At 59.5% G+C, this 26,390-nt stretch carries 18 protein-coding genes; 6 read left to right on the top strand and 12 right to left on the bottom strand.

Annotated elements, in window-relative coordinates:
• Positions 1–246 precede the first annotated feature (246 nt).
• From ACIREA_RS05205 to ACIREA_RS05195, 3 genes are all read right to left on the bottom strand, one after another.
• Positions 247–6,399 (bottom strand): autotransporter-associated beta strand repeat-containing protein, encoded by a 6,153-nt coding sequence (locus tag ACIREA_RS05205; RefSeq protein ID WP_397381201.1) that lies wholly within the window; start codon positions 6,397–6,399, stop codon positions 247–249.
• Between the two features lie 120 nt (positions 6,400–6,519).
• The gene (locus ACIREA_RS05200) at positions 6,520–9,120 is read right to left on the bottom strand and encodes a protein kinase (RefSeq protein ID WP_397381200.1); all 2,601 of its coding nucleotides are present in this window, start codon (positions 9,118–9,120) and stop codon (positions 6,520–6,522) included.
• 31 nt (positions 9,121–9,151) lie between these two features.
• Positions 9,152–9,910: an RNA polymerase sigma factor gene (locus tag ACIREA_RS05195; protein ID WP_397381199.1), complete on the bottom strand. Its 759-nt coding sequence runs from the start codon at positions 9,908–9,910 to the stop codon at positions 9,152–9,154.
• A 118-nt stretch (positions 9,911–10,028) separates the two neighbouring features.
• Here ACIREA_RS05195 and bioA point away from each other — a divergent pair, with 118 nt between their 5' ends.
• Entirely contained in the window at positions 10,029–11,303 is a 1,275-nt protein-coding gene (bioA, locus tag ACIREA_RS05190) for an adenosylmethionine--8-amino-7-oxononanoate transaminase (RefSeq protein ID WP_397381198.1), read from the top strand.
• On the opposite strand, the gene ACIREA_RS05185 is transcribed toward bioA, so the two are convergent.
• The 3 genes from ACIREA_RS05185 to ACIREA_RS05175 form a co-directional block, all read right to left on the bottom strand.
• The gene (locus ACIREA_RS05185; RefSeq protein ID WP_397381197.1) at positions 11,275–12,387 is read right to left on the bottom strand and encodes an anion permease; all 1,113 of its coding nucleotides are present in this window, start codon (positions 12,385–12,387) and stop codon (positions 11,275–11,277) included. The genes bioA and ACIREA_RS05185 overlap by 29 nt on opposite strands.
• 13 nt (positions 12,388–12,400) lie before the next feature.
• Complete coding sequence (locus tag ACIREA_RS05180; RefSeq protein ID WP_397381196.1) at positions 12,401–13,030, bottom strand: DUF47 domain-containing protein; 630 nt, start codon at positions 13,028–13,030, stop codon at positions 12,401–12,403.
• Between the two features lie 187 nt (positions 13,031–13,217).
• Positions 13,218–13,565, bottom strand: a complete 348-nt coding sequence (locus ACIREA_RS05175; RefSeq protein WP_184344828.1) for a P-II family nitrogen regulator — start codon at positions 13,563–13,565, stop codon at positions 13,218–13,220.
• Positions 13,566–13,771: 206 nt separating this feature from the next.
• Here ACIREA_RS05175 and ACIREA_RS05170 point away from each other — a divergent pair, with 206 nt between their 5' ends.
• The gene (locus ACIREA_RS05170) at positions 13,772–14,704 is read left to right on the top strand and encodes a hypothetical protein (RefSeq protein ID WP_397381195.1); all 933 of its coding nucleotides are present in this window, start codon (positions 13,772–13,774) and stop codon (positions 14,702–14,704) included.
• Here ACIREA_RS05170 and ACIREA_RS05165 read toward each other — a convergent pair.
• The gene (locus ACIREA_RS05165; RefSeq protein ID WP_397381194.1) at positions 14,694–15,755 is read right to left on the bottom strand and encodes a substrate-binding domain-containing protein; all 1,062 of its coding nucleotides are present in this window, start codon (positions 15,753–15,755) and stop codon (positions 14,694–14,696) included. The genes ACIREA_RS05170 and ACIREA_RS05165 overlap by 11 nt on opposite strands.
• Positions 15,756–15,879: 124 nt before the next feature.
• On the opposite strand from ACIREA_RS05165, the gene ACIREA_RS05160 reads away from it, so the two are divergent.
• The 3 genes from ACIREA_RS05160 to ACIREA_RS05150 all read left to right on the top strand — a co-directional run bounded on the left by ACIREA_RS05160 (position 15,880) and on the right by ACIREA_RS05150 (position 19,147).
• Entirely contained in the window at positions 15,880–16,572 is a 693-nt protein-coding gene (locus ACIREA_RS05160) for a type 1 glutamine amidotransferase (protein ID WP_397381193.1), read from the top strand.
• A gap of 128 nt (positions 16,573–16,700) precedes the next feature.
• Positions 16,701–18,665 carry a TonB-dependent receptor plug domain-containing protein gene (locus tag ACIREA_RS05155; protein ID WP_397381192.1) on the top strand — a complete coding sequence of 655 codons (1,965 nt, stop codon included), beginning with the start codon at positions 16,701–16,703 and terminating at the stop codon, positions 18,663–18,665.
• 11 nt (positions 18,666–18,676) lie between these two features.
• On the top strand, positions 18,677–19,147 hold the full coding sequence (locus ACIREA_RS05150; protein ID WP_397381191.1) for a molybdopterin-dependent oxidoreductase: 471 nt from the start codon (positions 18,677–18,679) through the stop codon (positions 19,145–19,147).
• 155 nt (positions 19,148–19,302) lie between these two features.
• On the opposite strand, the gene ACIREA_RS05145 is transcribed toward ACIREA_RS05150, so the two are convergent.
• Positions 19,303–19,941 carry a hypothetical protein gene (locus tag ACIREA_RS05145; protein ID WP_397381190.1) on the bottom strand — a complete coding sequence of 213 codons (639 nt, stop codon included), beginning with the start codon at positions 19,939–19,941 and terminating at the stop codon, positions 19,303–19,305.
• Positions 19,942–20,076: 135 nt separating this feature from the next.
• On the opposite strand from ACIREA_RS05145, the gene ACIREA_RS05140 reads away from it, so the two are divergent.
• Positions 20,077–20,622, top strand: a complete 546-nt coding sequence (locus ACIREA_RS05140) for a tetratricopeptide repeat protein (protein WP_397381189.1) — start codon at positions 20,077–20,079, stop codon at positions 20,620–20,622.
• A gap of 7 nt (positions 20,623–20,629) precedes the next feature.
• Here the strand turns inward: ACIREA_RS05140 and ACIREA_RS05135 are convergent, their stop codons facing one another.
• The 4 genes from ACIREA_RS05135 to ACIREA_RS05120 all read right to left on the bottom strand — a co-directional run.
• Positions 20,630–22,843: a GTP-binding protein gene (locus ACIREA_RS05135; protein WP_397381188.1), complete on the bottom strand. Its 2,214-nt coding sequence runs from the start codon at positions 22,841–22,843 to the stop codon at positions 20,630–20,632.
• Entirely contained in the window at positions 22,840–24,042 is a 1,203-nt protein-coding gene (locus ACIREA_RS05130; RefSeq protein WP_397381187.1) for an MFS transporter, read from the bottom strand. The genes ACIREA_RS05135 and ACIREA_RS05130 overlap by 4 nt, the downstream gene beginning before the upstream one ends.
• Positions 24,039–24,800, bottom strand: a complete 762-nt coding sequence (locus ACIREA_RS05125; protein WP_397381186.1) for a phytanoyl-CoA dioxygenase family protein — start codon at positions 24,798–24,800, stop codon at positions 24,039–24,041. Before ACIREA_RS05125 ends, ACIREA_RS05130 begins: the two co-directional genes overlap by 4 nt.
• A 77-nt stretch (positions 24,801–24,877) precedes the next feature.
• The coding region (locus tag ACIREA_RS05120) for a TonB-dependent receptor (protein ID WP_397381185.1) at positions 24,878–26,390 on the bottom strand (1,513 nt) is incomplete at its 5' end.

The raw sequence follows: 26,390 nt of genomic DNA, 5'->3' as shown, positions 1-26,390 counted from the left end.
TCAAACCGGCAAGAGCTCAATCGGTGCCAGTTGTGTATGCACGGTGGCATCTGTGCTTGATGCTATTTGCATGGCTGCATTAAGTTGATCAGCCACGGCATAGACACGCTTTAAAAAAAGAAACAGGCGCGACCCCCATGAAAAGATCGCGCCTGCATTGGTCTCAAAGCTGTCTGAGGCGTTCCCCGCCGCCGGTTGGATGATTATCACATCATCCAAGCCAACGGTGGGGAGGCTCCAAACCGCTTAGAAGTTGACGCGGATGCCCGCTTTGCCGTACTGCGTGCTCTGGTTGCCGAAGTGGCCTTCGTAGCCCACGTAGCTCGTCACTGCTTTGAACAGTTCGTAGCCTGCGTTGAACTGGACCACCGCCTGCGTGTTGCCCATTTTGGCAAAGTTCACGCCGTAGCTCGCTGATGGCACCGATGCCACGTTCACCCCCATCTGGCTCTTCGTGTTCTGGAAGTACTGCTGCACCGAGGCTGCAAGTTCCAGATTCAATCCATGGCCCGCAATATCCGTGCTCCACAGCGCGGACAGACCCGCCTCTCCCATGAACCGGTTGTTGTGGTAACCACCGACGTTGAGCGCATCAATCGCTCCCGTTTCACTGAAGCCCCCGACCTGGGAGTTCGAGTAGCTCAACGACACCCGCGGTGCGATGGACACTCCGCCCACGCGCCAGCCTTTGTACTGCACCCCGAGGAAGCCCACGTAGCTTGCCACGTCCGTGGAGCCTGTGACTGTGCCATTAACCGTCTGGCGGCGCACGTCCATGTTCTGCTGGTTGAGTGCAAAGCTGCCGAAGAACGTGAAGCTCTTCGCCACCGTGTAGCGGCCAAAGACCATCGCGCCCCAGCCATCGGAGTTTGCGCTGCCCAGTGCCGCACTGATGCTGCCCTGGCTCATGCTGCCGGCGATGCCGAACACATAGTCTTCCGATGCCAGCAGGTTGACCCCGGCATAGTAATCGTTGCGCGTGGCCCTGGCGGAGTCGGCTGTATTCAGGTTGGCATAGGTGTAGCCAATGAACATCGACATCGTCTCCGGCACCTGGCTCAGACTGTCTTCATCAATCTGGCTTGGGATGTAGTTCATCGGTGACACACGGTCCTGGATGCTGCGTGCCAGCACCTGGTTGCCCATGAAGGCGTAGTCAGCCAGAGAACCGTAGTAGTCAGGCGTGTATTTGGCGAGATCGGCTGCGGAGCCGCCGGTTGCGTCAGTGATCTGCAGGGCGAGCCTGCCGGCCGTGGTGGAGGAGTCGATCTGGTTCTGGCCGACGAAGGCCGCGTTGAAGATCGACGCTGCTGCTGCGCGCTGGTTGTCATTGCCACCCAGATCAGCAAAGGTGCTGGTGGCGCCGTTGAGACCGGTGGCGGTGAGGGCACCGGTGTTCACGTCAAAGACGACAGCGGCGTTGGTCACGGCAGGATTTATGCCCAGAATGCCATCGGCATCAAAGGTCACCGTTGAGAAGGTGCCGATGAGGTGATTGATCGGCACTGCGCCGCCAGGACCAGAAATGAGCTGGAACTTGTTGCCTTGAACCGCCGTGAAGCCGGCAAACGTAGCCACATTCAGAGCGTTGCTGATCGTGAGCGTTGCTCCCGGTGCCAGCTGAATCTGGTCTAAGTCTGTGCCGCCCACTCCGCCGAGACCGGCAAGCTCAGCTTTGAACGCGCCGCCAAAGACGGGGCTGACGCCTGCACCTGTGAGGTCCGTCACACCAGGAGAGAAGCCTGGAGCGATGGTGCCGAGAATGATGACGTTGCCAGTGCCGACGAACTTGATGTTACCGGCAATCGTGGAACCCACCGGAACAATGAAATCATTGCTGCCGATGTTGATGGTGCCGCCCGTAGCATCCAGGCTGGTCAGCGTGGTGAAGATGATCGTGCCGCCGCCGCTGAGATCCAGCGTGCTGCCATTGGCGATGGTGATCGTGTTGCTGTTCAGCGTTGCACCGCTGCCGATGGTAAGACCGCTCTCGATATTGGTGCTCTGCGTGGTGGTGGTGCCACCGCCCAGAGTCAAACCACCGCCGCCTCCGCCACCACCGGCGCCGCCGCCCGTGGTGAGTGTGGAGCCTGATGCATCCAGAGTACCTGTGAAGTTGCCACCGTCAGCCACAATGAGCGCATTGCCATTGGTGTGAATGGTGCCAGAACCCAGAAGAGTCTGGAAGGTTTCTGTTCCTGCAGGAGTGTAAGCAAGGTTAAGCGTGCCGTTCACTGTGACCGACGCGGTGTTCAAGATCAGTTCAGGACCCTTCAGGTTGAGAACGCTCGCTGCATTGATGACGATCGTCGCAGCCGCACTTGTGCCGTAGAGATCTACGTTTCCATTGGTGGTGATGGTGCCAGTGCCGAGATTGGCATTGACGACTGAACCGCCATTGAGGTTGTAGTTCAGCGCTGTCAGCGTACCAGGACCGTTGATGGTGCCGGTGCTGGTGTAGGTTTTGACCGTGTCATCGGTGGAGCCGAGATTGATCGTGCCGTCGTTGCTCAGTTCTGCCGCCGAAGAGAGACCGCCAGTTTTGCTGTCCAGAATGACACCGGCCGCAACGTTGACGAACTTGCTTTCCAAACTGCCTGTCAGATCAGCACTGCCGCCAGTGAAGTTGGTGGTGCCGGTGTAGGTGTTGGCTCCTGAGAGCGTGAGCTTGCCGCTGCCGGTTTTGCTCAGGATCGAGGAATCCGTGCCGCTGATGACACCGGAGAAGGTCGTGTCCACATTGGAAAAGCTGGCCAGGGTGTTGGACTGCAGATTAATGCTACCAGCGCCCGAGATGCTGCTGATGGTTTCATAGCCACCGAGCAGGAAGGTTGCGCCAGATGCCACGATGAGATCCGATGCATTCGCAATGCGCTCATTGCCGGAGGTTTCCAGAGTCCCTGCGTTCACGGTGGTATCACCCGTGTAGGCGTTCGCTCCGGAGAGCGTGAGCTTGCCAGTCCCCTGCTTGGTCAATGAGCCACCGGTTCCGCCGGCAATGCCGCCGTCACTGATGACACCTGCCATCGTCGTATTGCTGGAATCACCTGCTGTCAGGTTCTTCGCACCCAGGAAGACCTGGGAACCAGATACACCCGCGATGGATGCGATCGTTTCACTGCTTCCCGTGATGCCCGAGATGTCGAGCACGCCTGTGGCGCTGGAGATGTTCACGGCGCTTAGATCGGAGAGCGAACCGCCTGCCGAAAGCGCCAAAGTGCCATCGGTGATGGTGGTGGCACCCGTGTAAGTGTTCGCACCGGTGAAGGTCGTCGTGCCGCTGCCGGTTTTGGTGAAGGAGCCGCCGGTGCCGCTGATCGTGCCTGCCACGGTGGTGTTGTTGGAATCACCTGCCGTGAGGTTTTTCGCGCCCAGAACCACGGAAGAATCCGCAACGCTGGAAATGGAGGCAACGGTTTCGCTGCTGTCGGTTTTTGCCGAGATGTCGAACTTGCTGCTGGCGTCCGTCAGTTTGACCGCCGTGCTGTCTGCCAGTGAGCCCGCATCGACGAGGGCAAGTGTGCCTGCATCAATAGTCGTGTCGCTGGAGTAGGTATTGGCTGCTGTCAGGGTCAGTTTGCCGCTGCCCGTTTTGGTCAGGGAACCGCCGTTGCCGCTGATGACACCTGCCATCGTCTTGTCGGTGTCGCCGCCTGCCGTCAGATTCTTTGCACCCAAAACTGCCTTGGAGCCTGCCACGCCGGCGATGGAGCCGATCGTTTCGCTGCTGGCACTGATGGCCGAGATGTCGAACGTGCCGGTCGCTCCGGTGATGTTCACATCGGAAGTATCCGCGAGGGAACCCGCGCCCGAGAGGGCCACCGTGCCGTCGCTGATGGTCGTCACACCGGTGTAAGTGTTGGCTGCCGTGAGAGTCATGGTGCCGCTGCCCTGCTTGGTCAGAGTGCCGCCGTCGCCGCTGATGACAGCCGCAACCGTGGTGCTGCTGGCATCACCCGTCGTGAGATTCTTCGCACCCAGGCTCACTGAGGAACCTGAGGCTGCTGTCAGCGAGGCAATGGTCTGACTGCTGGCATCGATGCCAGAAATATCCAAGCCGGTGTTGCTGGCGAGCGTCACCGCTGTCGAACTCGTCAATGCGCCTTTACCAGAAAGCGCCAGACTGCCTCCATTGACTGTCGTGGTGCCGGTGTAAGTGTTTTTCCTTGTGAGCACAACAATGCCTGTGTGAGTCGCATCACCAAGGGTCAGAGAACCGTTGGAAATGACGCCATTGAGCACAGCCCAATCGACGTTTTCTTCCACATTGTTGTCCGCGTCGGCATTGTTGGCTTTCACCAAAATCGTGCGGACGCCGCCGCCAAGGTTGATGTCATTGGCGAAGTTGACCTTGTCAGTCGCAGTGGCGGAGCCAAACACCAGCGCGCTGCCGCTCTGCACAAAACTGCCGCTGCCCCAAGTCTGGGTCTGGCCGTTGCTGAGCTTCACATTGAGTTCGCCGCCCGAGGCCGCGAAGCCGCCGCTGCCCGTCCACTGCACGCGATTGCTCTGTGTGCCGACGTAGCGGGTGAAATCACCGTTGCCCATTAACACCGCGTCCGAAGTCGGGGTGCCCTTGAAGTTGATGTTGCTGTCAAAGTAGATGCCGTCGCCGTCCTGGGCCTGAAGGGTGCCGCCGGTGATGAGGGTCTCGCCGGTGTAGGTGTTGGTACCGTTGAACTGCACCAAGCCGCTGCGGATCTCGATGCCGGCGCCCTTGCCAGAACGGATGTCCGACGAAGTGCCCGAAGGCGCGCTGTCATCTGCGATCGAAGTGCCGGAAGGATCGCCGTTGAAGGTGATCACTTTGCCTGTGCCGGGATCAAGGATCACCGTGGAGCCGGTCATCATGAACAAATCCGACCCAGCCGCACCACCGGGTGCTCCGGCGATGTTATTCGCGCCCTCAGCCTGGCCGTTGCCCCCTCGGGCACCATTACCATCAAACACGGCATTGCCCGTGATGGTCAGCGTGGCATCCTTGCGTACAAAGATGGCACCGCCATAACCGCTGCCGCCTGCGCCGCCACCGGCCAGCGTGCTGTATCCATTGCCAGTCGTGCCAACACCGCCACCAAAGCCGCCATTGCCACCTGCCCCGCCGCTGCCATCAAGACCGTTTGGCCGTTGGCCTGTGCCTTCGGAAAATCCAGGAGTCACTGTTGTGATTGTTTTTTCCACAGTTTCGGCCGGGTGAAAGAGTCCGTTCACATAGCGAGTCGTATAAAAGGACGCCGTCGTGTTATAGTTTGCTCCCATCGGATCGGTGTTCTGCACCGATCCGCCAGCGTCATCCTGACCCGGAAAGCGTTCAACCTGGTCATAGTAGGCTTTCGTTGTCTGCGTCGTGGTCTTTGTTTCCGTCTTTTCGGCAATGGGGCCACCACTCCAGCTCGCACCACTACCACCCGTGCCGCCGTCGCCGCCAGCGCCGCCGCCAGCACCGAAGCCGCCCATGCCACCCAGGCCGCCGGAGCCGGCGTCACCTCCTGCCGCACCGCCAGTGCCTGCAAAACCAGATCCACTCCATGGTTGCCCCCCGGCACCGCCATTGCCGCCAGCGCCACCGGCCTTGCCGCCATAGCCAAAGCCGCTCTTGCCCGCCTGCCCCCCGGATCCACCCGAGCCGCCGACGCCGATCTGACCATCTGCCAGCGCCTTGTCAAAGGAGATGAGATCGGCCGTTGCAATTCCCAGATTAATCGCATCCAAGATGACCACCGGCACATCACCAGCACCGACGTTAAAGGTAAATGGATTGGCGGAGTCCCCCCCTGCCTTGGCGATGTTGACCGCTAAAGTGGCGGCTGCGTTGACCACTGTCGCAATGAGCAACGGACTGCTGTCCCCGCCCCCGGTTCCACTGGCTCCATTGCCACCTGCGCCCCCAAAACCCGTGGTGCTGTTGGCGCCATCGCCCCCCTTGGTCCCGCTGGCCCCGTTGATGTCCGCTATAAGACTATAGGTCGGTGTAAAACCAACGGCCCCCACAACAGCCGACGTTCCTGAATTAAACAAGTTGTTGAGCGAACCGCCGGTCGTTCCCACACCGCCTTTGCCACCTGTGGCATTGTTGGAGAGGAAATTCACGTTGTTGAGCGTGACCGTCGCACCCGTGTTGATGAACATGGCCCCGCCGAACCCAGCACCGCCACCAGCACCATCCCCACCCACAGTGGAAAAGTTCTGCAAGGTGACGTTGCTGATGTTGTAAGTGCCCGACTGCAGGAAGTAGCCTGTCGAGTTACTGCCATCAACGACGGACACGCTGCTCCCACCGGAGGTGGAGACGACCCCAGGATCAATGGCATAAGCCGGCCTGAGGACAAGAGACAGCGACATGATCGCTGCAAGCGCCGCTTGCGGCACTTTTCGGAGTAGGTGATAATGTGTTTTCATGGGTATGCACGAGTTCGTGCATCCACCATCCACAACTTCCCGACTGTCGTGTTACCTCATGAATGAAAAATAGTTTCATTGCCCTGCCGTTTTTTGCGGAGAGGGCTCATGTTTGAAACTTTACTGACCGGATTCTTTTTGGGTCGGATGGTCTTTTTCCACCTGCTGCAGCTGCTGCTTCGCTTTGAGCAATACCTGCCCCGCCAGTTTCGGTTCTTCATCCTGCTGCTCTTCACAGACGGCGATGAGCCGCCACAAAATCGCCCTCGCTTCCAGAGGCCTTCCATATCCCTGCAAGTCAACTGCCAGCGGTAGAAACCGGGCCAGCGAGGTGACCTCACCAGTCATTTGATTCAGCAAAGGCGGGAGCTGCTGCAGCAGTGCGCCTGCATCTGCGGCAAGTCCCAGCTTCAGGAGCGTGAGCGACTGCTGCACCAGCAGTCCCGCAGCCCCGGAAGGCAGCAGCCCCTCGATCAATCGCACTCGCTCCAGCCATGAGCCGCCCAGCTCACGTGCCTCCTCATGCAGATCCATCTGCCGCAGTGTCGCCAGCAGGGCCTCCACCCGCACCAGCGTGTAGTCATGGACCGGTCCAAGCTGCTGATCACACACCTTCACTTCGCTGCGCAGCAGTTCCAGATTGCCGGCGAGATCACCGGACTTCACCAACGTCTGACTCAGGGCTTTGACAGTGGCCTTGGCCCTCACATAATCCGGCCCCACCGTGTGCCAGTAAATGTCCATCGCACGCCGCCCGTGCAGAATCGACTCTTCCACCAGTTCCTCGTCGCGGCAGTGCTTCGCCAGACGTCCATAGGCACGACCGGTGATCGAATGCCCCTCGCCATACTTTTCCATGGCGTAGTCGCAGGTTTCGCGGCCCAGGTTCAAAGCTTCGTTTGTTCGGCCCAGGCCGAACATCGCCGTCATCAGTTCAGTGCGTCCCAGGATGAAGTCGAAGTCGTCAGCTTTCTTTTTGTAGTTCGCGATGCAAGAGAGCAGCAGCACCTCAGCCTCCTCCAAGGCATCCCTGGTCTTGACCTCCTGCACCAGCTCCTCTGCCAGCGCATACTTGGTTTTGTAGATCTGCCCATTGTCTGCCGCCAGATGCGCTTCCTGCCAGGCGATGATCCGGCGCATTTCGTCGCGGGATTCCCCGCCCAATGTGCTGGCAGCATCGGTGATGTGCATCTGTTTCAGCATCACACGGTATCGCATGCACCACAGCAGCGGATCATCGGCGTCCACCTTCGGCTCCATCTCCGCCAGCACTTCACGGTAGATCTGCAAGTCCGACGGTTTGTTCAAAAATCTGGACACCTCCTCCAGCATCTCTGCTTTGCGTCTCGGATCTCCCTGAAATGCGCTCACTTGGCGCAGCAGCTCCACACGCATCTCCTCCTGGCCCATGCCGCGGCCCACCAGATGTTCGTCCGTGCCATGAAACGTCTCCAGGATGATGGACGCGATCTTGTCTGACTCCTGTTTTTGCTTCAACGCCACACGTTCCGCCGCACGCGCCTTCACCGCCTGATACACCGACACCCCTGTGCCCACGATCAGCGACAGCGTGATGCCGACCATGCCCAGAGTCGCCGCATTGTTGCGCTTCATCAGTTTCCACACCCTCTCACGCGAGCCCACCGCTCTCGATTGAATCGGCTCCCCGTTCAGAAACCGGTCCAGTTCATCCGCCAGAAATCCAGCGCTTGGCAGCCGCCTTGCGGGCTGCTTCTCCAGGCAGCGCAATATCAGCGTGGCCAAATCCGGCTGAACCCGTTGCAGAGATGCCGCCGATACATTCTCCGGCCTGCCCTTTTCCTCTTTCGCATTCTTCCGCTCCTTCCTCACCGTCAGCTTTCCCGACGAGCTGATCTCTGGCTCCTCCTGCGTGATCCGCCTCATCACCTCCACCGCGCTCCCTCCCGTAAACGGCAGCTTGTCTGTCAGCATTTGAAACAGCATCACCCCCAGCGCCCACACATCACTCGCCATCGTCACTTCCTTCGACTTCCCCGCCGCCTGCTCCGGACTCATGTAGTGCGGTGTGCCCACATACGCATTGCTGCGCGTCAGCTGAAATTCCGCATCCAGCAGCTTCGCCAGCCCAAAGTCCGACAGCATCGGCTTCCCGCTCACATCCAGCAGGATGTTCGCCGGCTTCAGATCCCGGTGCAGCACCCCCCGCTCATGCGCATACTGCACCGCACGCGCTATCCGGCTCATGAATGTCGCCGCCTCCCGGTCGGGCATGATCCCACGCCTTTTCAAGCGGTCCGCCAGCGATCCGCCCTCCGCCAGTCGCATGGTGAAGTAGGGCATGCCGTCCTCCTCCCCGCTCTCGTAGATCGGCACAATGTCCGGGTGGTCCAGCTGCGCGATGGCCTGCGTCTCCGCGCGGAACCGCGCCGCCTCCTCCCGCGTCGCGAACTGCGCGTTGCGCACCACCTTCATGGCCACCACCCGCTTCAACTTCACATCCTCCGCCTCATACACGATCCCCATCCCGCCGCTGGCGATTTCGCGCACCAGCCTGTAGCCCGCAAACTCACACGGCAGGGTCAAAAACCGCTCGGGCAGTGCGGCCTTCGGACTTTCCAGCCCAGTCACTTCATCCGCATCCAGCCCCTCCTGCAGCAGACACACCAAGCACACACCATCACGCTCCAGCCTGCCAGAGCAAATCGAACAGATGAGTGACTCGTTGGCGGCAGGGTTCATGGGGGAGATGAATACGTGTTTCCAGCACGCTTCATGCCGCCATGGACAGCAGGCTCACCAGATACCGCAGCTCGTCGTCCACCTCCTCATCCTTGGAAACGATGGTCCTCACCTCCGTGCGTAGCAGGATGCCAAACCGCCGGCGCAGATCAGTGGCCGCTTTGCGCACCGCCCCGTGAGACATCCCATGCCGGCTGGCCATTTCCTCCCAGTCGGGTCCCGCAGCACCACTGGCAAAGGTGCGCTGGCGCAATTCCTGCAAGAACACGCTGCGCTCACGCTGTTCCAGTTCTTCCTCCAGCCGCTTCATGGCATGATCCACCAAGGCACGCGCCCAGCCGTGGTCAAAAGCCTTGTCGGGGGACTGCCCCTCGATCAAGGCCGGCTCGTCGATCTGCGAATCCATTTCATTCAAGGGCAGCAGGACTGCACCACCACCACGCTTCGCCGCATGATTGCGGTGACGCTCATTGTGGAGCCAGTTGGTGAAGCACCTCAGAAGAAAGCTGCGGAACCGCACTTCGCCGCGTTGCACATTCTTCAGCATTTCGGACGACAGCAGATGTTCGAAAAATCCCTGCACCTCATCCGAGGCTGCCTCATGTGAAGATCCACGCTGCCGCGCAAAAACATACAAGGGCCGCCAGTAAGCCCGGGCAAGTCGTTCCAGTCCCCTCAGGACATCTTCACCCTGTTTTGCCTCCTGGATCATCGACCACATGGTGGCAGGAAACAGCCCGCTGTTCCCAGCCGGAAGACCGGCTGAGTTTGAGAGATTAACTGCTGACATGTGAGACTCCATCATCCCTAAGAAAGCTGTGGTAAGCTGCGGACATTAAATGAACCGAAAAAATTAACAACGCCAGTTCATGAAGAAAGGATTGTAATGTAAAAAGAACGCAACCCCCATGCCACATCTTCCGGACCTGCCTACACTCGATCAACAACATCTCTGGCACCCTTTCACCCCCATGCGGCAGTGGTGTGCGCCGGAGCACACCCCGCTGATGCTGGTGGAAGGACATGGCTGCACCCTGCGTGACCAGTATGGCAATTCGTATCTCGACGGCAACGCCTCCATCTGGACGAACGCCCATGGCCACACGCACCCGGCTATCAATGCGGCCATCATCGCGCAGCTCGGCAAAGTGGCTCACACTTCCTTTCTCGGCTTCACCCATGAACCCGCGATCCGGCTCGCCAAGGAACTCGTCGATCTACTGCCCGGCAGCAAAATCACCCGCGCCTTTTTCACCGACAACGGCTCCACCGCCATCGAGTCCGCTGTGCGCATGGCCTTGCAGTACTGGAAGCAGAACGGCAGGCCGGAACGTGACACACTCATCGCCTTTGACCGCGCCTACCATGGCGACACCCTCGGTGCCGCCAGCCTGGGGGGCATCCCTCTCTTCAAAGGCAGTGGCAACGATTTCGGCTACCGCGTCATCACCGTCCCCAGCCTGGACGCCCTTGACTCCCTTCCCCTGGATGACCGCAACCGCATCGCCGCCGTCGTCATTGAACCGCTCATTCAAGGGGCCGCAGGCATGCGCCTCTGGCCGCAGGGCATGCTGAAAAAGCTGGATGACTGGTGCGCCGAGCAGGATGTATTTTTAATCCTCGACGAAGTGATGACCGGCTTCGGCCGCACCGGAAAAATGTTTGCCTGTGAGCATGAAGGCGTCGTGCCGGATTTCCTCTGCCTCGCGAAGGGGCTCAGCGGTGGCTACCTGCCCCTGGCCGTCACACTGACTACAGAGCGTGTGTTTGAAGGCTTCCTGGGCGAGCCGCACGAAGGTCGCACCTTTTTCTACGGTCACAGCTTCGCCGGCAGCCAGCTCGGCTGCGCCGCTGCACTCGCCAGTCTGCAGGTGTTCCTTGACGAACACGTGCTTGAGCAACTGCCTGACAAAATTGCCCGCTTAGGCGCGCTCATGGCAGATCTTCCCGGCTACCGCCAGTGCGGGATGATCGCGGCGATGACCATCGATTCACCCGATCTGAGCCTCGGCTCCAAAGTCTGCCTCGCCGCCCGCAAACATGGACTGCTAACACGCCCCATCGGCAACACCATCGTGCTCATGCCACCGCTCTGCGTCACGCTCGATGAAATCGAGTGCATGGTGGCCGCACTCAGGTCCGCCTTGGATGAAGTCACGCCACCGGAGTGCCGAACAGCTTAAAGATCAGATACCCCATCAGCCCGGTGGCCGGAATGGTGAGCACCCAAGCCCAGAGAATCCGCGTGACCACGTTCCACTTGATCGCATTCAACCGCTTCGCCGTACCGACCCCCATGATGCTGGTCGTAATGGCATGCGTCGTAGAAACCGGCATGCCAAAATGCGCCGCTGTGAGAAGCACGGTGGCGGCAGTCGTCTCAGCCGCAAAACCATGCACAGGCTGCAGTTTGACCAGCTTATGACCCAGCGTCTTGATGATGCGCCAGCCCCCGGCAGCCGTCCCAGCAGCCATGGTGAGGGCACAGGCCACCTTGATCCACACGGGAATCTGATCACTCTTCTCTCCCAGCGACTCGATGCGCAGAAAGCCGAGCCAGTCGGGTATTTGGGCCAGGTCCCCGGACTTCGTTCCGGCCAGCAAGGCCAGGGCGATGATGCCCATCGTTTTCTGCGCGTCGTTCGAGCCATGGCTGAAACCCATGAAGCCCGCGCTGAAGATCTGCAGCTTGCCGAAAACGCCGCTGACCATGTGCGGTTTGAGAACACCAAACAGGTGGTTCAAGGTCGAGATCAGCAGATAGAGAAACGACATCACCATGAACCCGAGCAACAGCCCGGCAATCGGTGAACTGATCATCGGCACCACGACTTTGTAGAGCAGTCCTCCGCCTTCGAACCATGGCTTCCCGGCCGCAGGTGCCTTGGACCAGATGAGCACTGACCAGTTGCCGCTGGCCGTGGCCAAGGTGGCCCCGGTAAGCCCGCCGACCAGGGCATGGCTCGAACTCGACGGCATGCCAAACCACCAAGTGATCAGGTTCCAGATGATGCCTCCCAACAGCGCACAAATGATGGTCTGCGTAGTGACGAATGCCGAATCCACCAGCCCCGAGGAGATGGTCTTCGCCACCGCTGTACCAAACAACGCACCCACCAGATTCGTCACAGCGGCAAGAATGATCGCCATCCGCGGCGTGAGCACCTTCGTGGACACCACAGTCGCGATGGAATTGGCGGTATCGTGGAAACCGTTGATATACTCAAAGATCAACGCCACCAGCACCACGGTAAGAACGAGGGTCATGCGCGGCGGGCGGTCAGGAGTTCTTCAAAACGATGTGAGCGACGACGTTGCCCGCGTCGCGGCAGCGATCCACCACCTTTTCCATCAGGTCGTACAGATCCTTCAAAATGATCACCATCACCGCATCTTTCTCAGTCGTGTAAAGCACCCGCAGGCATTCGATCATGAGCTTGTCAGCCTCCCCCTCGACCTGCTGAATCTTGTCGTTCAAAACTTTCACCCGTTCGAGGTGCAGCTTTTTGCGCAGTTCCACCACCATCGTGAGGATGATCTCGGCGGCCGCGTCCATCAGTTTGACCTGGCGGGAAAAATCTTTTCCTGCCAGCCGCTCACTGCAAATCAGCAGGCGCTCGGCGATTTTTTCGACCGTCTTGGGAATCTTGTACAACGCATTTGCCAGCGACTCGATGTCCTCACGCTCAAGCTCAGTGACAAAAGTTTTGCACAGGGCCTCGTCGATCTGCTGGGTGATCTTCTTGTCCTCTCGGCGCGCAGCGGTGAAGGCATCGAGATTCTGGGGCGCGGCGGGATCAGAAAGCAGCTTGTGCAGGGACTGGACGCTCTGCCGGGCGTGACTGGCGCTGGATTCGAGCAGATCGTAAAACACATCCGATTTGCCGAAAATCTTTTGAAATGAAATCATGGGGAGAACCCGTCAGTGGGACGGGGCCGCCATTTAGAGCGAGCAGCATGGGTGCTGTCAAGGCAACCAGACCACCCCCATGTGACGAAACCGTCACAATACTGCTTGAACCAGGGCAACAAAAAACCCACCAACGGCACGCCGCAGATGGGTTCTATGTATGATTGGCAGTTTCGGGGGTGTAAAACTAGCTGCTGGAGACAGCATCGGCACCACGCTCGCCGGTGCGAATGCGGATGGCGTCAAGCACAGCGCTGACGAAGACTTTGCCGTCGCCGATTTTACCAGTGTTTGCCGCCTTGACGATGGCATCAACCACTGCGTCAGCACGGCTGTCGTCAACGACGACCTCAATCTTCACCTTCGGGAGGAAATCGACGGTGTATTCACTGCCACGGTAGATCTCGGTGTGGCCCTTTTGGCGGCCAAATCCCTTGACCTCAACAACAGTCATGCCTTCGACTCCGACTTCGGAGAGGGCTTCTTTGACATCCTCCAGTTTGAACGGCTTGATGATCGCTTCGACTTTTTTCATGGTTAACGGCAATTAGTAGTGTGGTTCACGAATTGCAACGATCAGAACCGTGGGAAGATGTTTTTTCCTGGCCCAATCTTTTGCGAAAATAGGTTTAAGCCGAAGTCGTGCCAACTTCCCAATTTATTTTCTCCGCATGCCAGAAACCACCAGCTCTTGGAGGAGAGCCGTATTGCAAACCCACGGTCTTTCGCTTACCTCGGGCCATGCTCCGCACCGCTGCGCTTCTGGCCACATCTCTTCTCTGCCTTCCCCTCTCTTCTCCCGCCCAGGATTCCCCGGTGGAGCTGAAGCTGCACTGGGAACCCGGTGTGACCTACATCCAGGAATCAGACACCGACACGACGAATTTTCTGACGGCTCTCGGCAAAACCACCGACCAGAAAATGCGCCTTCATCAGATCACTTCCATCACCGTCAGCAAGACTCCCGCAGACCAGACCGAAGCCAAAGTGCTCATCGCAGCCCTCCTGGGAGAAATGTCCTTCGAAGGCAAAAGCTATGTTTTTGATTCCAGGAACCCCGGCTCCTCCAGCCCCCAGCTGCAGCAAACTCTCGGCGGGACGGCGGGCAAAGGCTTCACCCTCGTCTATGATGCCAAGGACAATTTCGTCGATGCCAAAGACATCGGCTCCATGGTCACAGGTGACGTCGAACCCGACCTGAACTCCATCGCCACCGCCCGTCAGCTCGCCACGCTCTATCGCCGCTCCCTGGAAATGGGCCTGCCCAAAATCCCCGTCAGCCCGGGTGACAAGTGGATCTCCGACGAGCTCGTCCCCTTCCCCCAGGCAGGCACGGTTCAGGTGAAGCTGAACGCCAAATTCGACGGCGTCGTTGACCGCGAAGGTCGTCGTCAGGCCCAGATCGCCTTCGAAGGCACTATGAAATCCAAACCCGACAAAGACAGCACCGGCCGTGAACTCGACACCGAGCGCTCCGTGACCTTTGGGGACAATTCCAAGGTCAACGGCCACGTCTTCTTTGATCTGGAGCGCAAAACCATCTCCCTGGCCGTCTTTTCCGCCGCGATTCAGCTCAAAGTGGAGGGCAAGCCCATGCCCGTGCACCAGCAGGTCACCACCCGCCTGGTCTCCATGAAGCCGACGGCGGCCGCTCCCGAAGCCGTCAAACCGTGATCATATCGCCAGTATGGCTCGCGTCATACCCCGGTAGTTCATCAATCAGCCTTCGGTGCGGCCGGCTCCGTAGCAGGCGAATGAGCGCCTGAATGCGCGGATCGCGCTCCATGGCGGCCGAGAAACACAGATCGAGCGATTCATTACGCACGGGCAGAAAGCGCAGCCCAGCATCCTCGGCGCAGAGCCTCACACACACCCCGGCCTCCGCCCAGCCACCGCGCACCGCCTCGACCACAGCCTGGTGGCTCAGCAGGATGCGCTTTGAGGCATGCGGCTTCCCCAGCAGTTCATCCAGGCACTCACGCGCCGCCGAGCCCGGCTCACGCATGGCCCAATGGCGCACCTGCCGGGCGCAGGCCGCGATGCTCCGCGTGTGATCCTGCGCTGGCAGTGCGATGCCCTCCTCCCAGTCCGCGCTGCGGAGCAATCGATATCCTCCTCCGAGTCTCTCACGCACCGCCTCCGCATTGCGGTCCGGCTGCTCCACGGTGGAACGGTGCAGCGCCGCCACATGCACCAATCCCTGTTGCAATAGTTCCAGTGCAGCCCCTCCGCCGCGCGGAAAGGCCAGCAAACGAAACCCCGATGCCGCCGCATATTCTGCCGCGAGCAGTCCCGCCGCCGGATCACAGCCTGCCAGAACAAGTGTCTGCTTGGGTTCCCAGTCGCTGCGCTCATGCAGCACTTTCTCACGACAGAGACCGTCATGCGCCCACGTACTGCCTGGCAGCGTCTCCACCGGATACAGCCACTTGCAGCCGCCGACCTCGGCCTCCCAATAACGACCCGAGTCCGCCTGCGGCTTCCAGGCCCATGACCACTCCGTCCCCGCTTTCTTGTCACCCGGACCAAACAGCTCTTCCACGCTGCATTCCAGAGCCTGCGCCACCGCCAATGCGGCAGTCACTGAGGGCGTCAGCCGCCCGGCCTCGATCGCACTCACCGAACTGCGCGGAACCCCTGCTCGTAGTGACAGGTCGTCCTGCGACCAGCCAAGAGCTTTGCGCCGCGCCGCCACGGGATGCTGCTGAGATTGGGCTCGTGACATGATGCTGTCAAAGTGCGGTGGAATAGCAGTACAGTCAAACCAGCAGGAGACCCACTTCGTAACCTGACGATGCAACATCGGAACTCTGATTTTGCAGCAGCGCGAACTTGGCGTAAAACCCCGCATGAACGTCCACATACTTCAGCATGTCCCGTTTGAAGGACTTGGCAGCATGGAGCCATGGCTGCTGGCACGCGACTCGCGGATCAGCTACACACGGTTCTTTGAATCGTGCAGCCTGCCGGACCTTGCCACCGTGGACTTCATCATCGCCATGGGCGGGCCCATGAGTGTGAACGACGAAGCCGAACTGCCATGGCTGGCGGACGAAAAGCAGTTCATCCACACCGCCATCCAGCGAGGCGTCCCCGTGCTCGGCATCTGCCTCGGCGCTCAGCTCATCGCCAGCGCACTCGGGGCACGTGTTTATGCAGGCAGGCAGCGCGAGATCGGCTGGTTCGACATTAAGGCAGTCCCAAGTCCTGAACCCACGTTTCAATTCCCGCACACTACAAGTGTCTTCCACTGGCATGGGGAAACCTTCGACCTTCCGGATCATGCAGTCAGGCTGGCCAGCAGCGCCGCATGCGAGAATCAGGCATTTCAAATCGGCTCAAATGTCATCGGCCTCCAGTTTCATCTGGAGACCACCCCCGCAAGCGCTGACGCCATCATCACGCACTGTCGGAACGAATTGATCGAGGACACGTTCGTTCAATCCGAAGCCGCGCTTCGTGCCGCGGAGCCTGCTGCGTATGACCGCATCAATGCATTGATGGGAGAGCTCCTGGAGCACCTCCTCTCCCCCGTTGATTGACTCCGTTCGGCACCTGCCGGCAGCCTCCACGATCGAGGAATAGTTTTCATCAAAACCATGAACCGTTCGCACAAGGAGCCTGCGTTTTTTGGCTTGTGGCATGATAATGTCCTGTTTATGACATTATCATGTCATTCCGTATCCTCTTCCCTGTCATTTTTTCAGCCCTCCTTGTTTCTACTCAGCATGCCGCAGAGCCTGAAGCTTTCGAACTTGGCGAAGTGGTGATCACTGCAGACGCCGAAACGGGTGCGGACACGATGGCCAGCCGCATCAGTGCGGGCAGCATCCGCAAATTCGAGCGCAATGATCTTTCTGACGCGCTGCGCCTCAGCCCCGGCGTCGTCACCAACAGCAACGGACCGCGCAACGAATCCGGTGTCTATGTGCGCGGTTTTGACCTGCGCCAAACCCCAGTCTTCATCGACGGCATTCCTGTTTATGTTCCCTATGACGGCTACGTCGATCTGGCGCGCTTCACCACCGCAGACGTCGCTGGCATCAGCGTCTCCAAAGGGTTCAGTTCCGCCACCTACGGCGCCAACACCCTTGGCGGAGCCATCAACATCGTCACACGCAAGCCGGAGAAGTCTTTCGAGGGCGATCTCCTCGGCGGCTGGATGCAGCAGGGCGGCTATCAGTCCGCCTTGAACGTCGGCTTCCGCAACGAGCACTGGTATTTGCAGCTCGGCGGCTCCTTCCTCAGTGTGGACAGCTACCCCATGTCGAAGGACTTCGTTCCCACACCCAGCGAAAACGGCAGCTTGCGGGACAACGCCTACCGCCAGGACTGGCGCATCAGCGCCAAGCTCGGTTACATGCCAAACAAGACGGACGAGTACGCCCTCGGCTACATCTATCAGCACGGCGAAAAAGGCAATCCCGTCTATGCCGGCACCCTGCCAGCCGCCCAGCAGCCACGCCGCTTCTGGCAATGGCCCGAGTGGAACAAGCAGACGATCTATTTCATCGGCCACACGCAGATCACCAAGAACTCCTATATCAAAGAGCGCCTCTACTTTGACCAGTTCATCAACACCCTCTTTGCCTACAATAACGCCAACTACAACACCCAGAATCCTCCCGCCGGATTCCAAAGTTACTACGACGACTACACCCTCGGCGGCAGCCTCGAGTTCGGCACGAAACTCACCGAAAAAAACACCCTGAAGGCCGCGCTCCACGGCAAGTTCGACCGCCACAAAGAGCACAACGCCGGAGCGCCCTACTACACTTTTGAAGACACCACATATTCTTTCGGCTTGGAAGACACCCATCAGTTCACCAGTCGATTCAGCACCACGGTCGGCGCCAGCTATGACCGCCGCAGCGTCATCGAAGCCGTGGACACCAACAACGGCAGACCTCTCGGCGGCAAGACCTTCTCGGCTCTCAATCCTCAGATCGGCTTCTTCTACAAGCTTCCCGAGCATGGCACATTCCACGCCACCATCGCCCGCAAGAGCCGCTTTCCCACCATCAAAGACCGCTACTCCTACCGCCTCGGCGCTGCCATCCCCAATCCCGACCTGCGGCCGGAGCACGCCATCCATTACGACATCGGCTACGACGGCGATCTCACCAAAAAACTCTCCATCCACGCCAGCCTCTTTGCCACCACTGTTGATAACACCATCCAGCGTGTGGACAACGTCACCCCCGGAGTGTTCCAGCTTCAAAATGTGGGCAAATCACGCAATCTCGGCACCGAGCTTGGCTTCACTTACAAGCCGTACAGCGCCATCGAGTTCGGCACCAACTACACCTACCTCGACCGCAAAAACATCAGCCAGCCGAATGTGAAACTCATTGATACCCCACGTCATTCCCTGTTCAGCTGGGCCGATATCCGCCCCGTCGAATGGCTCAGCATCATTCCGAGCGCCGAATACAACAGCTCCCGCTGGTCGCTCACAACGGGGCAGGGAGTCGGTGCTTATGCGTTGCTCAATCTCAAGATCGCCATCCGCCTCCCCGGCCAGACCACACTGAGCTTTGGAGCCAACAACCTCTGCGACCGCAACTACGCCCTCACCGAAGGCTACTATCTCGCAGGACGGACCCTGTTCGCCAACGTGCAGATCAAATTCTAATCCACATCTTCATGCGCCTGCTTCTGCTCCTCTTCTTCGCCACCAAGCTCACCGCACAAACGCTGGAGGTTTCCGGCGAGGTGGAAAAACCGCTCAAGCTCGCGCTTGCCGATCTCGAACTCCTCCCTCATCAGACTGTCGATGCTGTGGAGCATTCGGGCGAAAAAGCGCAGTACTCCGGAGTGCCAATATACCAAATCCTCAAAAGCGCGGGCGTGCCCATGGGCGAGCAGCTGCGGGGTCCGGCACTGTCCTTGTACATCGTTGTCATCGCCTCGGACGGCTATCAGGCCGTCTATGCCTTGCCAGAGCTTGACCCTCTTGCCAACGAAGGCCCGGTGATCCTGGCAGATCAAAAAAACGGCAGGCCCCTTGATGCCGCCATCGGCCCCCTGCGGATCATTCTGCCAAAGGAGAAACGCCACGCTCGCTGGGTGCGTCAGGTCATCAAGATCGAGGTTCGGCGGTCCGCCAAGCCCTGAAGCAAACAGCGCCGCCACCCGCAGGCGACGACGCTGTTTTCAACCTGACCCAAAGTTACTTCGTACCCGCTGGATCACCACCCGTCTCAGCCGGCAGGGACTTGCCATTGAGCCAGACGTATTCCTTCCATGCTCCTTCGTAGAGGCGCACCGAATCAGCCACCCGCCAGCAGCTTCCGCGCACGCCCCTGGCAGATGTGAAAGGCCAGCCCTAAACCGGCACCGAGACCGATCCCATAAAAGACACCCCAGCTCAGTTTCGCGTACAGCGGATACTCTTTGATGAACGCAGCCTCAGACACACCACCCACGAAGTAGCCGATCGCGTTCAACACAAACAGCGCGAAGAAGACTTTGACCACCACCCGCAACGCATCAAAGGCCGCCACCAGCATGCAAGCCATCACCACAGTACCACTGATCAGTCCGGCAATGCTGCCGAGGTGGCCGCGCAGCATCATCCAGCCCGCAATCCACGCCACCGAATACGCGGCAAACGCCGGGCAGAAGACCTTGTAAAATCGCGACATCGAACCCGGCCCGATGATAAGCCGATGCAGCAGCGGCGCGGTCAGAACGAGGAACACCACCGCGCAGGCCGCATACATGCCCGCCTCTCCCCCCTGCTTGTGGAACCATTGGCCAAACACGGCCCACGGCACAAAGCCAGCCACACTGACAACTGTGAACCCAATCATACCGCGTTTGAGAGAAGCCCAAAGTGTAGGTACAGGAGAACCTGCAGCACGGGCGCGTTTGGCGATGCTTGGGGGGTCGAGTTGGAACCAGCTCATGGGGATACGTGCAGATGAATATTCACTCTGACAACAGCCACTTCACCAAGAACGCTCCCGCCCGCCTGATTTGTTCGCTGGAATGTACCAGGCATCTCGAGCGTTCTTTGATTTCACCCCTCACCCGCCCCTCCCATGACTTACCCCCGCCTTGCCTTCCTTTTTCTCGCTCTGGCACTGTCCGCCGCTGCCGCAGATGCACCGACTCCTGCGAAGACCACGCCCAAGCTGGAGATCCTGAACAAGCAGATCGCGGAAAACGCAGAAAACGCCCAGGCCTATTCCAATCGTGGGTACGTGCTGACGTTGCTCGGACGAAAAGATGAAGCTCGGGCGGATCTGAAAAAAGCGTTGTCTCTGAGTGACAAGCCCAACATGCACAACCGCGCTGGGTGGGCCTATTTCAACCTGGGCGACCACGCGGATGCAGTGCGGGAGTTTGAGCTGGCGGCCAAGCTCAGCGACCATCAGGCCCACTACGACTACTACTCCCTCGTCCTCGGTTTCTGGGGCACCGGAGACATTCAAAAGGCGCTGGAGAACTACCAGCTGGCCGTGGACAAAGACCCACGCCTCGGCAGCTACAAGACCCTGCTGGAGCGCACGCTGGAATGGACCCCGCTGGAGCAGCGCGCAATGCACGAAATCTACGTGCTGTGGAGCAAGGCCTGGAAGCCTTAGCCCCCACTCAACAGCAGCCGCTGCCCGGCTTGCAGCCTCCCTTCGTTTCCACCACCACTTCGCCATCGCGATGGGTCGGTGTGGGTTTGCCGGGGCGGAAATGTTCCTCGTGATCCAGCGTGGCTTTCAGGCCAAAGAAATTCAGCGTGGCTTCTGCCAGTCCGTCCTTCACGGCTTCCATGAGCGAGGCAGGATCAGCTTCGGCACGCAGGTTCACGATCAACTGACCACCCGTGGTCGGCTCGTCCAGCTCCATGCCGAGTTCGGCCACATAGTCGCTCCGTACCAGATTGATGCTCGCCAGCTCTCCCGCGATGCCGTCATCTGGACTGAAGGTCATTTTGAAATGCGCGATCTCGGCACCGTCACGCTGCAAGCTTGCCTGCACGATCAAAGCGAGCTGCTTGAGAAACGCATTTGCATCAAACTCGTCGTCGGCTTGTAGAGTCACCGTGGCATTCAGCCAGCCCAGCAGCGCCTCGCCGTCGGCATAGACTTCGTAATCAACCGCCATCGGGTTTCGCCGCGCCTGCTCGTCTGTCATGAGGCTTGCGAAGAGTTCATCCAGCCCCGTCTCCTGCCGGGGTGAAGCAGTAACGATCTTCGCCAGCGGAAACTCCGTTGCCAGCACCGCTCGCAGTTCCTCACGCTGCGTGTCCTCAATGAGATCGCTTTTGCTGATGACAATGATGTCCGCTTCTTCGAGCTGCTTTTTGAAGATGTAGGCCACCTTGGCCGAGAACGTGCCGCCTTGATCCAGACCAAAAACACGCCGCGCGCGGATGGGATCCACCAGCACGCTGAGCGGAGCGACAGTGAAGGCATCTCCATACATGCGGCGCAGCGGATACGTCACAGTGGCCACCAGATCCGTGCAGCTTCCCACCGGCTCCGCAATGAACACATCCGGCTTCGCTTCATTCGCCAGCTTGCTCGCCGCATCGACAAGAGTGTTGAAACGGCAGCAGAAACATCCTCCCGCGATCTCCTCCGTCGCATAGCCCTGACCACGCAACAGCTTGGTATCCACCAGACCACCCGCCTGATCATTCGTGATGAGGCCGACGCGGAGCCCCTGATCACTGAGATACTTAGCCAGACGACCGACAGTGGTCGTTTTTCCGGCGCCGAGGAAACCGCCGATCATGATGTAACGTGCTTTGGTGGACATGGAGTTGGTTGGAAGATTGGGAGTTTCGACAAGCGGCTGCAACAACGCAAACGACGATGCAGCTGTGTTTTTCAGCGCCTGCCAGTCATGCATGTTCAGCGCCACCGGACTGCCTTTGACGAAACGGTTGCCAAAGTCATCCTCCACCGCGTTTTGCGGTCCGAGATAAACAACCGTTTGATCTTTTTTGGCCGACCGAAAACCAGGCTTCACGGCGCTGATCAGCACCTCCCGCAGCGGCACGCCCTCAGCCTCGAAATAGCCCTTTTCCGAGAGCTTGGTGAAGCGCGCATTGCGGAATCCGACACAAACCAAAAGCGGCACAATCCCCGGAAAATCGGGCACATGCTGCACCGCGGCAGCCGGTCCTGGCAAAGCTGGTCGAGAATCCACCAGCGGACGATCCGCGACGAGGCCATGCAAGGAGATGGTGCCGCCGGGTTTGAGAATGCGTAGCGCCTCTCTGAGCAAGGCTGAAAGGTCGATGCCGGTGGCATTGAGGGTGCCTTCCAACACGACTTCCTGAACACTGAAGGCGTCCTGCGCGAGCGGCAGGGTGAGGGCCTCGCCAAGACGGTGTGTCCACGTCACCGCAGGTGTGGCGGCTTCAGCCTCGCCCCCCATGAGAGTAGGCAGCTCACCTTCCGGCGAATGATGGTCCCCATCATCGTCGAGATCCTCATGGAAGATGTACAGCTCCAGCAGCACGCCGTCTGGATCACGCACCCAAAATTTTGTCTGCCGCGAATAGCAGCAGGCCACGCCGTCCTCACGCAGGGTTTTATGGCCGGCCTGTTCCAAGCGCATCTGAATGGCGACGAGTTCCTCAGAATCGAGCAGGCACAGACCCACATGATTGAGAGAGCCACCACCGCCCGCACGGCCAGGAATGAGCGAGAACACCGTGGGGGGTGACTCAACTTCGAACTTGGCGTAATCGGCATGATGCTTGGCGGGTTCGAGGCCAAACAGCACGCCATAAAAGGCCACCGAGCGGTTCAGGTCGGAGACGTTGAGAGAGAGATGAAATTTGCGGGCGGGATCGCTCATGCAGCAGGTGGGAGCGGGCGCAAGATCAGCACCAGCAGGCCGAGTAGAACGCACATCGGAGCCGCAATCATCAGCGTATTTGCGTAACCATGCAAAAATCCCGCGCCGCGCTCCAGCAGCAGGGGGCCGAGGGCGGAGGCGAGGACGGTGCACATCTGCGCGACACCCTGGATGCGCCCAAGATGACGTTTGCCAAAGGAGTCGCCCCAGATGGCAAAAAACGCGACGGTGATGATGCCGCCGGATATTCCCATGAGGGCCGCGAGAGTCCACATGCCAGCGCTGGATTGAATGAACTTGTAGGCGGCCAGCGCTGCCGCCTGAATGAACAAGGCACCACCCAGCCAGAAGCGGATGGGCCGCCAGCGGAGGCCCGCGCCGCAGATCATCTGGCCGAGCAATGCAATGATCGCAGAACCGGCGAGGAAATGATAAGCCGCCTCCTGATCAAACCCGCGCTCAGCCAGCAACGCCTGATTGAACAGGCCCGTGGCGGTGGAGATGGCCGCGAAGGCTGATATGCCTGCACTGTAAGCCCAGAACGCGGGGATGCGCACGCATTGCGCCAGCGTGAGGTCAGCGTCCGTGCCGGCTTCGACCTGCTTTTCGGCACTCGTGTTGCGCAGCCAGAAGGCAACGGGCATTACCACCAGTAGGCCAATGCCGATGTCTCTCCATGCCACGCGCCAGCCGGAATCATGCACCAATTTACCGACAACATAGAATGAGAGCATGAACAACACGGACATCAGCACGGCATAAGCACCTGCGGCGGCACCGGAATTGTGCCGGAAGGCACGGCCTGCCACGGCGAGGCTGAGCACGGACATGGCCCCCTGCCCCAGCGCTCGTGTGAGCAGCACCAAAACGAAGAGACCCATGGCGGCCACATGCATGCCGCTCATCACAAGTACAACGAGGGCCAGTGCGGGCAGAAGCACGAGTGCGCCAGTTTTAAGCCCGCAGCGGTCCAGCCATGCGCCGACAGGCAAGCACACCAAGGCACCTCCCAATGTGGCCCAGAGATTGATCTGCGCGAAGGTGTCGCGCGAGAGCTGCAACTCCTTCAGCAACGGCTCGGTGACGAGCCCCAGACCATGCGAACGACCCGGTAGAGTGGCGAGCATGAGCAAGGCACCCGCGACGACCTGCGTCCACACGGAAGGAGTGGTGAAGGAGCTGTGTTTGAGTTCGCTCACCGGAAGTAGGTCTCGGTCTTGCCATACTCTGCGTAGCGCTCCTGCAACCACTCATGGAAAAAGGCGTAATGCGCGCTGCGGACGTCGCCACCGTCGCGTGCCGTATTGAAACTGAGGTAGAGCAGGCGGCGGGAGTGCTCCGATTTGTTGGGCGCAGAGCGGTGCGGCGTGAAGCCGCTGAAAAAGGCGACATCGCCGGGCTGAAGTTCAAGCACGACACCTTGGGTCACATCCACCTGATCGTCTTTCAGCGTGTGATACATGCCGTCACGCGGACTCATGCAGCCCTGCTCATGGTAGCCGGGGAAGACTTCGGTGGCACCGCTGGAGGCATCCGAAGGATCAATGGCCACGATGACGGTGAGAAAGGACTCGGGGAAACTCTCCCAGGAGATGTAGTCCTGGTGCATGTCATAACCCTTCGCACCCGGCGGTTTGAAGATGAGCTTGTCTTTGAAGAGGAAGGCGGGCTCGCCGTAGAGCTGGGCGGCCATGTCGCGCAGTAGCGGGGAGCGGGCAATGCGTTCGCAGACGGGGCTGATGTCGATCACGGGATCAAAGCAGTCGAAGCGACATTCACCGGTCTCCGCGTGATCCTGCCAGCGGCAGCGGATGTTGTTCACGTCGATGAGCGGTTTAAGCTCCGTGAGCCGCGCGGCTTCGTTTTGGAGTTCGGCAGCTTCAGCCGCGAAGACGCCGTGTGCCGTGACAAAGCCATCACGATGATAGGCTGCGATTTGTTCTGGAGTGAGTGGCATGGGAAGGAAGGTAAACGCACATCGCCGGCTGACAGAGTGTTATCGCCATCAACCGCCGGTGCACCAACGCTAACAGACTAAAATTTGATGCCCGCGCGGACGCCGAAAGTCATCGGAGCGCCGCTTTCGCCGATGTAGCCGGAGGCCGCCAGGCCTGGGAACGGAATGGCGATGGGGATATACCGGGTGTTGAAGGCGTTGTTCACGAAGAACTCGCTGTACCAGGACTCTCTGCGCACGCCGACGCGGAAGTTTGCCAGCGTGTAGGCACCCTGCCCGGCAGCATTTGAACTGTCATAAACAAAGCCACCCAGAAAATTCACATCGCCACGGGCATAGAGGGTCCAGCCATGAGAAAGCTCCCAGTTGTACTGGCTGCCGACAGCCGCAGTGTAGTTCGGCGTGTAGGGTACTTTGTTCCCGCCGATGGCAGCGCCGCTGTCTATGCTGCCGGAGAGGAAGCGTGCAGTCTGCAGCCCGGCGCTGCCAAACACCGTCCAACTGGAAGTCGCCTGATAGTTAGCTGAAAGCTCCAGGCCCTTGGAGACTGCATTGCCGGCATTGATGACGTCGAAGGTGGCGAGGGAGGCGGCGTTGGGCGTGTTGAGCTGGAGGTTTCTCCAGTCGGTGTAGAAGGCAGCGAGTTGGAAGCCCAGCTTATCCTGCAAGGCGCGACCTTTCAGACCGATCTCATAGTTCCAGCTACGCTCTTGGTCGTAGCTGGTGCGCCCGGTCACTGAAGCAGTGTTGAAGCCACCTGCCTTGTAGCCACCGGAAAAACCGGCGTAGGCCATGAGACCGGGCGTGAAGCGGTAAGCGATGGATGCCTGAGGAGTCACCTGGCTGTACGTTTTCGCTGTCCGCGAGGAGGCATTCAGTGAAGGCAGGAACGGAGGAGCGATGGGATTGCGGCTGGCGGACTGATCCGCCTGCTTGTGTTCATAGTCCCAGCGTAGGCCGGCGGTGATGTCCAGCTTCTTCCAGGCGGTCAGAGTGGACTGGGCATACAGGCCCATGCCCTGATCATGCAGCGCGGCACTGGTGTTGGTGGTGTTTGCTGGAATGAAGACAGGGAAGAAGACATTGTCCTGATTCTGCGCGGTGGTCTGCTCATACGTCTGGTCAAAGAAGAACGCACCGGCCTGCCAAGTGAGGAAGGCCGAATCGCTGATTAAGATCGGGACATTCTTGGGATTGGAGAAACGGAACTCCTGGCTCCAGGTGGTCTGCTGCTGGCGGTTGTTGCGCAGCAGGAAGGTGTTGCCCGGCACGAAGTTGAACGTCGAATAGTCGAGGTCCGTGACATCCTGAGTTTTCCACCAGACGAGACCGGTGGTGGAGGTGAAGTCGAAGGAATCGCCGTGCCAGGTGACCTGCAAGGTTGGCATCAAGACATCACGCTTGGTGAAGCCGCCGAAGTCGCGGGCGGACTGGCGTGGTGTGGCGCGCAACTGTGCCACGTCGTTCAAAGCGTAGTCGCCGTCACGGGCGGTTTCACCTGCGATGATGAGACGCACTTCCAGTTGCTTGGTCGGGGTCCAAAGGAACTGCGTCTTGCCAAACCACGAACCACGGTTGTCGATTGGCTGG

The sequence above is a fragment of the Prosthecobacter sp. genome (assembly GCF_044373815.1).
Classification (GTDB): domain Bacteria; phylum Verrucomicrobiota; class Verrucomicrobiia; order Verrucomicrobiales; family Verrucomicrobiaceae; genus Prosthecobacter.
Note: the sequence above shows the minus strand (reverse complement) of the source record. Positions and strands in the feature narration are given on the sequence as shown.